Source organism: Novosphingobium indicum (assembly GCF_014645195.1).
GTDB classification, from domain to species: Bacteria; Pseudomonadota; Alphaproteobacteria; order Sphingomonadales; family Sphingomonadaceae; genus Novosphingobium; species Novosphingobium indicum.
This window is the reverse complement of the sequence record NZ_BMLK01000052.1, coordinates 1-9908: the sequence shown is the minus strand read 5'-3', so window position 1 is coordinate 9908 and position 9908 is coordinate 1. Positions and strand designations below refer to the sequence as shown.

The 9908-nt window shown below is 58.6% G+C and carries 9 protein-coding genes; 8 read left to right on the top strand and 1 reads right to left on the bottom strand.

All coding sequences use genetic code 11. The annotated features are described in order from the left end of the window. Window positions 1–309 precede the first annotated feature (309 nt). The 3 genes from IEX64_RS23490 to IEX64_RS23480 all read left to right on the top strand — a co-directional run bounded on the left by IEX64_RS23490 (window position 310) and on the right by IEX64_RS23480 (window position 4725). Entirely contained in the window at window positions 310–1950 is a 1641-nt protein-coding gene (locus IEX64_RS23490; RefSeq protein WP_188823821.1) for a sigma-54-dependent Fis family transcriptional regulator, read from the top strand. Between the two features lie 93 nt (window positions 1951–2043). Beyond that, window positions 2044–3300 (top strand): IS701 family transposase, encoded by a 1257-nt coding sequence (locus IEX64_RS23485; protein ID WP_188823819.1) that lies wholly within the window; start codon window positions 2044–2046, stop codon window positions 3298–3300. A 198-nt stretch (window positions 3301–3498) separates the two neighbouring features. Further along, window positions 3499–4725 carry an NAD(P)/FAD-dependent oxidoreductase gene (locus tag IEX64_RS23480; RefSeq protein WP_188823817.1) on the top strand — a complete coding sequence of 409 codons (1227 nt, stop codon included), beginning with the start codon at window positions 3499–3501 and terminating at the stop codon, window positions 4723–4725. A 19-nt stretch (window positions 4726–4744) separates the two neighbouring features. On the opposite strand, the gene IEX64_RS23475 is transcribed toward IEX64_RS23480, so the two are convergent. Next, window positions 4745–5533 carry a 1,6-dihydroxycyclohexa-2,4-diene-1-carboxylate dehydrogenase gene (locus tag IEX64_RS23475; RefSeq protein ID WP_188823815.1) on the bottom strand — a complete coding sequence of 263 codons (789 nt, stop codon included), beginning with the start codon at window positions 5531–5533 and terminating at the stop codon, window positions 4745–4747. 151 nt (window positions 5534–5684) lie between these two features. Here IEX64_RS23475 and IEX64_RS23470 point away from each other — a divergent pair, with 151 nt between their 5' ends. The 5 genes from IEX64_RS23470 (at window position 5685) to IEX64_RS24835 (ending at window position 9348) form a co-directional block, all read left to right on the top strand. Continuing rightward, the gene (locus tag IEX64_RS23470) at window positions 5685–6671 is read left to right on the top strand and encodes a dihydrodipicolinate synthase family protein (RefSeq protein ID WP_188823814.1); all 987 of its coding nucleotides are present in this window, start codon (window positions 5685–5687) and stop codon (window positions 6669–6671) included. Window positions 6672–6714: 43 nt separating this feature from the next. Further along, on the top strand, window positions 6715–7890 hold the full coding sequence (locus IEX64_RS23465; RefSeq protein WP_188823813.1) for an aromatic ring-hydroxylating oxygenase subunit alpha: 1176 nt from the start codon (window positions 6715–6717) through the stop codon (window positions 7888–7890). Further along, on the top strand, window positions 7887–8384 hold the full coding sequence (locus tag IEX64_RS23460; RefSeq protein ID WP_188823812.1) for an aromatic-ring-hydroxylating dioxygenase subunit beta: 498 nt from the start codon (window positions 7887–7889) through the stop codon (window positions 8382–8384). Before IEX64_RS23465 ends, IEX64_RS23460 begins: the two co-directional genes overlap by 4 nt. 314 nt (window positions 8385–8698) lie before the next feature. After that, window positions 8699–8944 carry a TetR/AcrR family transcriptional regulator gene (locus tag IEX64_RS23455; RefSeq protein ID WP_188823811.1) on the top strand — a complete coding sequence of 82 codons (246 nt, stop codon included), beginning with the start codon at window positions 8699–8701 and terminating at the stop codon, window positions 8942–8944. Then, window positions 8941–9348: a TetR/AcrR family transcriptional regulator C-terminal domain-containing protein gene (locus IEX64_RS24835; protein WP_373290198.1), complete on the top strand. Its 408-nt coding sequence runs from the start codon at window positions 8941–8943 to the stop codon at window positions 9346–9348. Before IEX64_RS23455 ends, IEX64_RS24835 begins: the two co-directional genes overlap by 4 nt. Window positions 9349–9908 lie beyond the last annotated feature (560 nt).

The window sequence follows — 9908 nt, the reverse complement described above, 5'->3', positions numbered from 1 at the left end:
CCGCTCAAGTTCCTGCCGATAGATGTCTTCGCTCGCGTAGATCGAGCGCGATTGGCGCCCGGTGCGAGAATCAACCAGATCGGCAATGCTGTCGTTCATTTGATCCTCTCCTCACACCATGGCTAAAGCCGGCATCGGTTTGCCATGCCGGGAAATTTTAAGCACGAATCGTGCCAATATCGCTTTCTAACTGGTTTGCAGCAGTCCGGGCTGGTCAATCCCACTGCGAGGCACCTTGCAGATCGACGTAAATGTAAATGTCGAGGCTTGAGTCTGGCCCGAAAGTTACGAATCTGATAGCCTGACCGGGTGAAGACACTTCCAGGCTACGCCGACATTGCCAGCAAGCTGCAGTTCTCACCGGAAATGGGCCGGATCTGGCACGATGGTGAACGCTGCGTACTGCTCAGCCAAGCGGCTCTGGCCAGCTGGCGCAGCTGCCTGGTTGCCGAATTGGGGCACGAAGCGGCCAGCCGGTTCTTCTGGGGTGTCGGTTTTGCCGAAGGCGCAAGGTGCGCGATCGGCGCGAAGAAATTGCGCCCGGATGGTGATTATCTCGAAGCATTCGCGGTCGGACCGCAGGCGCACGCCTTGACCGGGTTCGGCTGGACCCAGATCGAAACCCTGGAAAATGATCCCTCGCGGGGGCATTTCGAAGGCCGGTTCAGGGTCCACGATTCGATCGAGGCGGCGATCCATCTAAGCGCGATCGGGCACAGCACCGATCCGGTGTGCTGGATGCAGACCGGCTTTGCCAGCGGCTTTGCCACAACCTTCGCGGGACAACCGATCGTCATGCGCGAAGTGGAATGTGCGGGGCGAGGCGATGTCGCCTGCGTACTTCACGCCAAACCAAAACCCGAATGGGATCAGTTGGACAACCTCGAATTGGCCGCGACGCCGCTGGTCCTGTCCGAAACGTGGCATGATGGGGGCCAAACGGTGATTGGGATCTCGGCAGGGTTCCTCTCAGCCAAGACCATGATCGAACGCACCGCGTCGAGCAATGCGACGCTGCTGTTAATGGGCGAGACCGGGGTCGGCAAGGAAGTGCTGGCCAAGCTCGCTCATCGGCTGAGCACGCGCGAGGCGGAGCCGTTCATCGCGCTCAACTGCGCGGCGATCCCCGAGGGGTTGATCGAATCGGAGCTGTTCGGCGTGGCCAAGGGGGCCTATACTGGCGCGGTTGCCGCCCGGCCCGGTCGGTTCGAGCTGGCCAATGGCGGCACGCTGTTCCTGGACGAGATTTCGACACTGTCGCCACTTGCACAATCGAAGATTCTGCGCGCTGTCCAGGAAGGTGAGTTCGAGCGGGTCGGCGATACGCGGACGATCAAGGTGGATGTCCGATTGATCGCAGCATCCAATGTGGAACTTAACGAGGCGGTGCGGGAAGGCACGTTTCGTGCCGACTTGTTCTACCGGATATCGACTTTGCCGGTCCGGGTGCCGCCGCTGCGCCAGCGCGGCGAGGACATTCCGGTGCTGCTGGAACACTTCCGTCTGCGTTATGCCATGCGCCATGGCCGAACGGTATCGGGCTTCACCCCGCAGGCGATCAACGCGCTGCTGGTGTACGATTTCCCCGGCAATGTGCGCGAACTTGAGCGAATGGTGGAACGTGCCGTGCTGCTGGCGGACGACGGGCGAGCGATCGACGTCAGGCACCTGTTCCTCGAAACCGACGGTCTCGAATTGAAGCCGGCGATGGGCATGACCAACGATGGCAGGATCAGCGCCGTTGACAATGTCGGCGATCGCGCCGGCTTGGTGCGCCAGATGCTGGATCTGATCGTCGATGGGGGCGGAAGCCTGCTGGAGATGGAAGGGCTGGTGATCCGCGAGGCCCTTGATGCGAGTGGGGGCAACGTTGCGCGCGCGGCGCGCACCTTAGGCTTTACCCGTCGGCAGCTCGCCTTGCGTCTTGAAAAGTTGGAAATCCAGGAATAAACCTAGCACTACTTTGGCAGAAATATGATTTTTTGGATTCCCAAGTCAGGATTCCGGTGATTCATAGAGAGCCAGTTTCTGTGGGGGCTGGCGATGCATGGGGATTGGCGGAGCGAACTGGACGCGTGGCTTTCACCGTTTGTGGGAGCTCTGCGGAACAAGACGCGCGGTCGGATGTGCCCTGCCTACATAGCGGGTCTGATTGGTCCAGGCGACCGCAAGAGCGTGCAGCCGATGGCAGCCCGAGATGACGGGGTCAGCTATGACAAGCTGCATCACTTCATCGGTAGCGGCGTCTGGGACGAAGCTCCACTGGAGATGGCGCTGCTTGCCGAAGCTAACCGGCAAGTGGGTGGTGATGATGCCTGGCTGATCATAGACGATACGGCCTTGCCCAAGAAGGGGCGTCATTCGGTCGGCGTGGCGCCGCAATATGCCTCAGCCCTCGGCAAGAACGCCAACTGCCAGACGCTGGTGTCGCTGACGTTGGCTTCGGGCGAGGTACCGATCATGGTGGGCTTGCGCCTGTTCCTGCCGGAAAGTTGGACAAGCGACATGGCTCGCCTGGAACGTGCCGGCGTTCCCGAGGATTTCCGGCACTACCGCACCAAGCCGGAGATTGCGCTGGCCGAGATCGACAGGGTTCGAGCAGCCGGCGTCCGCTTCGGCTGCGTCCTTGCCGACGCAGGATACGGCCTTTCCGCGCCGTTCCGGCAGGGCCTGAGCAAGCGCGGCCTCGCTTGGGCAGTTGGCATCCCGTTCAAGCAGAAGGTCTATCCCGCCGACGTGACGATGGTCTTTCCGGTCGCTGGCCGGGGACGCCCTCGCAAGAACCCGATACCCGACATCACGTCGGTATCGGCGAAGGCGATGCTGGAGACCATGCCATGGCGCAAGGTCAACTGGCGGCGTGGCACCAAAGGTCAGCTCTCCGCCTGCTTCGCCGCGGTCCGCGTCAAGGTGGCGGACGGTCCGCCGCAGCGCATTCATGATATGGGCGCCCAGCATCTGCCGGGCGAGGAAGTGTGGCTCGTTGGCGAACATCGCTCGACCGGCGAGCGCAAATACTACCTCACCAACTTGCCCGCCGACACGCCGATCAAGCAGCTTGCCGGCGCCATCAAAGCCCGCTGGATCTGCGAACAGGCGCATCAGCAACTCAAGGAAGAACTCGGCCTCGATCACTTCGAGGGGCGATCCTGGAAGGGCCTGCACCGACACGCCCTGATGTCCATGATCGCCTTCGCCTTCCTCCAGTCCCTCCGCCTCAAGCAGGCCAAAGGGGGGAAAAAGAATCGCCGGACCGCCGCCGAAGCCGAGCTTGCCAGCGGTCCGGCAAGCCATCATTGACCGCCTCTCCAAGCCGCCGGATCGAACATGTCCGCACTGCGGGCGCAGCCCTTCCGACAACCCTCGTAAAAATCTGCCAAAGTAGTGCTAGCGCGGGCAAACTCTCGCAACGCATTGCATATTATGCAAAGTAAGTCTATGGAAAGGGGCGCCTTCTGGCAATAAGCCCCGGAAAGCACGCAAAGTTGGGAGAATTGCATGAAATCGATAGCCGTGGTCGGAGCAAATCTTGCGGGTGGCCGCGCGGTGGAGTCCTTGCGCCAGGCTGGCTTCGATGGCCGGATCACCCTTATCGGCGAAGAACCGTGGCGGCCCTACGAGCGCCCGCCCCTGTCCAAGGAGGTGCTGTGGGATCCGGCCAATGTACCGGACAATTTCTTCCTTCATGACGAGGCCTGGTACGCCGCCAACCGCATCGAAATGCGGCTTGGCACGCGCGCCGAAGCGCTCGACCTGGCGGCGAGCGCTGTGCGCCTGGCGGGCGGAGACCTGGTCCAGGCCGACCGCATCTTGCTGACCACCGGTGGTTCCGCCCGCAAGCTCAACATAGAGGGTGCCGATGCCGCTAACGTGCATTACCTGCGTACCCGGGACGATGCCACCCGGATGGCGACGGACCTCAAGGACGGCGCCCGGATCGTCATCATCGGCATGGGTGTGATCGGGGCTGAAGTCGCGGCCAGCGCGGTCAAGCTGGGGTGCCGAGTGACCGCGATCGAGCCGCTTGCCGCGCCGATGATTCGCGCGCTCGGGCCGCAGTTCGGGCAATGGCTGGGCGAGGAACATCGCCAGCGCGGCGTCGACACCCGCTTCGGACGAGGCGTGAACGCGATGAAGGTGCTTGACGGGCGGGTGACGCAGGTCGAACTCGATGACGGATCACTGGTGGATTGCGATGCCGTGGTGGTCGGGGTCGGGATCGTGCCGGAAACTAGCCTTACCCGGGACGCAGGCATCGTCACCAATAACGGCATAATCGTCGATAGGCAGTGCCGCACCAGCAATGAGAATGTCTTTGCCGCCGGCGACGTCGCCGAACAGGACAGCTTCTTCGGCGGTCATATCCGCCAGGAAACCTACCAGAACGCTGCCGACCAGGCCCAGGCCGCGGCGCTCGCGATGCTCGGGCAGGACGTCGATTACTGCAAGCCGGTTTGGTACTGGAGCGATCAGTTCGATCTCAACATCCAGTTCTGCGGCCATATCCCGGTGCAAGCCGAGGTAACCCTGCGCGGAGACATGGCAAGCAACGAGTTTACCGCATTCTTCCAGTCAGGCGAGACGATCGAGGGCATCCTGACTGTCAACCGCGCCCCGGACATGGGCATCGGCAAACGGCTGATCGAGCGCCGGACCAGAGCCCAGGCCGCGCAGCTGGCCGATGCCGATGTGTCGCTCCGCGAAATCCTCAAGCAGGCTGGTTAGGCTCACAAGGCGGGCGGGATCAGCCGATCCCGCCACCTGCGACGTAGAGCGTCTGGCCGGTGATGTAGGACGCCTCGTCAGCGGCGAGAAAGCAGATTGCGGCGGCCAGTTCCTCGGGCTCGCCGAAGCGGCCCAGCGGGGTATCGCGCAAGGTCTGCTCCATCACTTCGCCAAAGCCCTTGCGGTCCGCGTCGGAATGCGGAGCGGTGTTGCGCGGGGTGACACGGGTCACGTTGACCCCGCCGGGAGCCACGCAATTTACCCTGATGCCACAATCCTCCAATTCCAGAGACAACGCAGCGGTCAGCGCCGCCACGCCGCCTTTCGCAGCCGCGTAGGGCACGCGATTGACCCCGCGCGTTGCCACCGAGCCGATGTTGACAATCGCGCCGCGACCTGCCGCGCGCATTTGGGGCAGCACTGCATGGCAGCACCACAGCGTCGGCCACAGCGAGCGATTAATCTCGGCGACGATTTCTTCGGTGGTGTATTCCCAATAGGGCTTGGCCCAGATCGTGCCACCTACATTATGGACGGCCACGTCGATCCGCCCGAATTTATCGCTTACAGCGTTATACAGGGCAGCGGCTCCAGCCTGTTGCTCAAGGTCGTGGATGGCGGGGTGCGCGTCGACAGATTCGGCCATAAGTCGCGCAACCGCATCCAGTGTCGCCTGTTCTGCACGATCGGCAACCACGACTGTGGCCCCTTCTCGCCCTAGGCGCTGCGCGGTAGCAAAGCCGATCCCCTGGGCTGCTCCTGTGACAACTGCGATCTTGCCTGCAAATCTGCCGTTTGCGTCTGTCATCCCTGATTTCTCCCAACCCACACCGCATCCGGCTGGACGCGTGCAATCCTAGTGGCATTCGGCCTCATAAAACCGCATTCAACCCTTGCCAAGTTAATAGGAAATGCGTTACACATTGGCTAATGATTGAAGAGTCTTTGGGAGATGTTTCGTGGCGCGTGAACTGCTGACTGCTGCTGATGTGAAGGGTGCCTGGGCGATCGTGCCGACGCCGGCCAAGGAAGGTGCTTCCGACTGGCGCGCCGCTGATACTGTTAATGTCGACGAAGCGGCCCGCATGGTCGACGGCCTGATCGAGGCCGGGGTCGACGGCATTCTCAGTATGGGGACGCTGGGCGAGGCCGCGACCATGACACTTGACGAAAAGCTCGTCTTTATGAAGACTATCGTCGATACCGCCGCAGGCCGGGTGCCGGTGTTTGTCGGCACAACCTGCATCAACACCCGCGACACCATCGCGCTGACCCGCAAGGCAGTCGATATCGGCGCGACCGGGACGATGCTGGGCGTACCGATGTGGTGCGCGCCGAGCGTCGATGTCGCGGTCCAATTCTACAAGGATGTCGCTGAGGCGGTGCCCGATATCAATATTGCAATCTATGCCAATCCCGAAGCATTCAAGTTCGATTTCCCGCGCCATTTCTGGGGTCAGGTCGCCGAAATTCCCCAAGTTGTTACCGCCAAGTATATCGGTGTCGGCACACTGCTGCCCGATCTGGCCGCAATCAAGGGGCGGATCAAGCTGCTGCCGATCGACTTCGATTACTATGGCGCGGCGCGGATGGACGATTCGGTCGATGCCTTCTGGACCAGCGGCGCGGTCTGCCATCCTCTCGTCAGTACGACATTGCGCGATCTCGTCGCACAGGCCCGAGCCACCGGCGACTGGAGCAAGGCCAAGACATTCATGGGGCGGCTCGCGCCCACGGCAGCAACGCTGTTTCCCAACGGCAGCTTCAAGGACTTCTCCACCTACAACATTCCGCTGGAAAAGGCGCGGATGACCGCCGGTGGATGGATGAACGCCGGACCTTGCCGTCCGCCCTATCACCTATGTCCCGAAAACTATCTCGAAGGCGCGCGTAATTCGGGCCGGATGTGGGCCGAACTGGGCAAAGCGCTCGAAGCAGAGCGTTAAAGGCAGGCCGGCAGGCGACCACAGAAAAATCGGGAGCAAGAGGATGGCTGACGTGACCCTGACCTGGCCGAAGAACTATAACGAAGTTCCCAAGGCGGCATTTACCCGATCGGATCTCTACTCGGAAGAGATCAAGCGGATATTTCACGGCCCGGAATGGCATCCGGTTGCGCACGAAAGCGAATTGCCCAACCCAGGCGATTTCCGGACGATCCGCCTCGCAGGGATCCCGCTGCTGATCTCGCGGGATGAAGGGGGCGAGGTTCGCGTGTTTTACAATGCCTGCTCGCATCGCAGCAACCAGCTCGAAACTGCGGTAATGGGCAACAAAACCGAGTTCGAATGCCCCTATCACCGTTGGCTGTTCAGCGCCAAGGGCGAGCTTGTTGGATGTCCCAACCCGCGCGAATTCGTACCCGGTTTCGACAAGGCCGACTACCCCTTGGGGCAGCCGCGCTTCGAACTGTTCTACGGCCTGATATTCGTGACGTTCTCGGCTGAGACCGAACCCCTTGACCAGTTTCTCGGCGAAGCAGGCGAAACCCTGCGCGAACTGATGGCGAGCGACGGTCGCCTCAAACTGCTGGGCTACCAGAAGGTTCGCTATGACAGCAACTGGAAAGGTTACAACGACAACGATGGCTACCATGCCCCGCTGCTCCACGCGGCATTCAAGATGCTCAATTGGCAGGGCGGCAAAGGGCGGCAGTATACCGCCACCAAACGTGGCCATGTCTGTTTCGAGTCGGCACTCTCCGTGGCGAGCGGTCCCAGCGTTCTAAAAGATAAGGATCTGATTGCCTTCAAAGGGCAGGATCCATCGGTCGGATCACGCATCGTCCAGTTGTTCCCGACCTTCGTTTCGACCAAACACCTTGACGTCATAAACCTGCGCTTCGCGACCCCAATCGATGCCGAAACGACTGAGGTCCACTACGCCTATTTCGCCCACCAGAACGACGATGCGGACATGCTTCGCCACCGCTTGCGGCAAAGTTCCAACCTGCTCGGACCATGCGGACTGATCAGCATGGAGGACGCCTCGATCTTTCACCGGATCCACATCGGAAGCCACACGCCGGGCAACGCGATCTTCCAGAAGGGGGTGCGCGATCCAGGCAAGCTGGAATCCGAATTCTCGCAGAATGACGAAAGCGGCAACCTTCCGCGCTGGGAATATTACCGCTCGGTCATGGGTTTCGAGAGGGCTGAGGCATGACAGACTCCATGAACGGGCTGGAAATGGCGCTCGACCGGCTGTTGCTGGCCGACGCCAATGCACTCGACAGCAAGGACATGAAAGGCTGGCTGGCGAACTATGCCGAGGAAAACGAGGCGTCCTATTATTGCCGCGCAGCCGAGAACACCGAGCACAACCTTGAACTCGGGTTCATGTTCGACGATTGCCGCGCGCGACTCGAAGATCGCGTCACATATGTCACCGAAATCTGGGCAGGGACGTTTCAGGACTACCGCACCCGCCATTTCGTCCAGCGCGTCAGCCATCGGCAGGTCGATGCCAGCACGGCAGAGGCCATCTCGAATTTTTCGGTTTTCATGACGCCGATGGATACCGGGGTCACTCAAATTCTTGCCGCGGGTCGCTATCTCGATATGGTTCGGCTTTCGGGCGATGGTCGGGCCAAGTTTTTGTCCCGCCGTGCCGAATTGGATACGTCAGTACTCCCGCGGTATCTTGTCTACCCGATATGAAAAGTTATGCATTATACCTTTAGCAGTAATCCTCGGAACATTCCGATATGAGTTCACAATGTAAGATGGTGAAACTGCCAAAAGATATCGCGGATAAAATTATACGTTTTTCAACTGGAAGAACGGATTCAGTGTTACAGAAAGAGCTTGGGATAAGCTATAATACCTGGAGAAAAATTAAGCGAGGGCAGCCACTTAGAGAAAGCTTGGTGGCAAGAATTATAGCTAGAATTAGCATAAGATAATCATGTTCTTATTAAGAAATTAATTTTTTCTTATCTGTCTCCGACATTATCGGGCACCATATTTTTTCGATGATCCGAAGCCAAGTAGGATTTATGCGGCAAAAAAAGTCTCCTATCAGTTCAAAAAGAGAACTGAAAAGAAGAGCGCGTCGTAAAAATATCGTAGACGTTGCAATGAATGCGTTTTTAGCCAGTGGCTGCGATAATGTCACTATGTCTGATATTTCTAGTATGTTGGGCGGATCGAAGAGCACTCTGTGGCAATATTTTGATAACAAGGAAGACATTGTTTTGCCGCTATTGAAGCAAAAATGAAGTTCTTTAGAAGTTTTCTTCAACTCGATATTTCTGAATGTCGCAGTATATCTAGGTTGTTGAACTTTTCTTCGAAAAGATTTTGTTATTTCTTGATGCGAGACGATACTATCGAAATCGAGCGAATGATAATTATCAACAATCGACGCATTCCCAAGTTAGAAAATATTTTCTACAATAATACATTTTTGTATTTTCGAGATCAAATTTCCTTACATTTAGCTAATTTCTTATACGACGAAGACCCAAGTGACGCGGCTGCGCTGTTACTTGATCTTTGCTCCTCAGGATTTCATCGAAGGTTGATACTGGAGTTGCAACATGAAAACAACGTTGTAGCCGACCAAGTCGCTGATCGTGCGGTACAGATTTTCATAAAGATTTACCCTAAGATTCTACTTTGATTCTTCTTTAGGATCTGGATCTGTCCGCACTCGCCGAGCCGGAGTTGGTCGTGCTGTATCGGGTCTCACAGAGGCAAACGTTGCATTGACTCGATGCGTGCTTTGGAGCCCATCTGACCGCCTTCGCAGATCATTCGTCCCTGCTTCCCTCTCGGGACACCGCCCGCGGATCAGCTGGACACCTTCTGTGGTTGCCGCCCGTAGTGCAAGATGATTTTGATCTGCGTGAGAGTGATCGAGAGCGCGCTTCTGTCAGGCCTGGTTTGTGCGGCTTTGCCGCGGGCCGGTATGGTGTGCGCGGGATCAGGTCCAAATCTCGAAAACGAGCTCTTGGGCTCGGGGTGTCCAACTGGTTTTCCTGACCCAGATCTATTCGATCGTTTTGCCCATGCAGGTCGTCGTCTTCTCACACTCCCCGTTTTTCCGGAGCCGTCGTCTTCGCCGCTGCTGTTTCAACAGGCGGGCAACGACAGTCCCGGATCCCGATAAACTTCTTGGCGATTGTACCTTTTGCAAACACGGCGCCGTGGACAATGAAGCGCCTGTAACTGGACTCAGGA